Consider the following 1,417-nt stretch of genomic DNA (forward strand, 5'->3'; position numbering starts at 1 on the left):
AATTGGTATAGCTTGATCAAGCTGCCTGTTCCTGAATGGGACGGGTGGCTTTTTTGATCTCTCTGCGCATATTCCTGCTTAAAAAACTGGTCTTTAATGCCAGGAGAATACGCAGGCGGAAGTTGGCAAAGTTTCTAAAGCCATAGGCAGTTTTCTTGATAACCTTGATTTTGTTGTTGGTGCCTTCAACCGGGCCGTTTGAATATGAGGTTTTGAAGCTGTTGACGATCTCATCAAAGTGTTCGAGCAGGGTTTTATTGACTTTTTTCATTACCTCAGGCAGTTCCTGGGTCTCATTTAAGAGCTCCTTCAATAAGACTGCATCCTTGCGGTGTACAGCCAGTAAAAGCTCTTGATAGTACTTGTAAGCCTGAGCTAGCTCAGGAGACATTTTCAAAAGCCGGTCGACAACTTCTGAATCAGTCAACAAGTCACCGCGAAAGTTAATCCGCTTTTTTCGTTCGACATATTCAAGTTTATTTGAATCTTTCATTAAAAGCTTCCAGAGGCGCTTGAGTGCGCGGCCTTCATGAGATTTTGCACCATATTGCTTCATCACTGAGATCCGGACGCTGTTTAAGCCGCGGTAAGCTTGAACTACAGTATGGAAACGATCCGCAATGATCAGGGCATTGGGGAAAAGCTCTTTGATCAGCGGGCGATAAGGCGAGTACAAGTCAACAGTCACAGTTTGAACTGCCAGCCGTGCTTTGCGTGGATATTGATAAAAATAGCTGCGCAGGTATGTATTAGTCCGCGAACGAATGATATCCAGGGTGCGGTGTTGCGCGATATCCATCAATAAGATACTCATCCCGCTTTTCGCAAATTTACCAGATTTAAAGTCATCAAAGGCGATATCTTGGGGTAACCAGGTATACTTAGGTTTAAAATAACTGGCCATTTCTTGTCCAAAGCGCATGACGGACATGGTGGAAATCCCGTGTTCTTCGGCAATATCTGCTTGAGTACGGTTATTATTAAGTTGCATGATTGAGTGGTATTTAACATCCTTCGAAATTTGAGCATTGGGCTCAACATCTTGGACGTCAGCAATCTTGGTAACAATTTTGGGACAGTCTGGTGAAGCCGGGCAGATAAACTTCTGCTTGCGGATCGAGAAAACATTGAGGACTCCGCCTGAAGGTAGACCAACAATGTGGACTGTTTTAAAGCCGTTTTTTCGCATTGTCTGCCCACACTTAGGACACAAGCAGGAATAAGTTTGTAAGAGATGAATGAAGCGGGCGGGTTGGTTATTGTAGATTTTATACTGATCTTCAAGCTTAGGGTCTTCAATTAAGCGTGGGTCTTTAATCCCAAGACGATCAAGTGTACAATTATCCATGAATAAAACTTCTTTCTATTTTCGTCATTTAGACGAATTGGATTTGGGGAGACAAGGTGTAGTGGCCTT

Annotated in this window: 1 protein-coding gene; it reads right to left on the reverse strand. The window is 43.4% G+C overall.

The window, feature by feature from the left end; all coding sequences use genetic code 11:
- Nucleotides 1–16: 16 nt before the first annotated feature.
- Nucleotides 17–1,348, reverse strand: coding sequence for an ISL3 family transposase (locus tag LFYK43_RS12060; protein ID WP_124978575.1), 1,332 nt, complete (start codon nt 1,346–1,348; stop codon nt 17–19).
- Between the last annotated feature and the right edge of the window lie 69 nt (nt 1,349–1,417).

It is taken from the genome of Ligilactobacillus salitolerans, from assembly GCF_003864415.1.
Taxonomy (GTDB): domain Bacteria; phylum Bacillota; class Bacilli; order Lactobacillales; family Lactobacillaceae; genus Ligilactobacillus; species Ligilactobacillus salitolerans.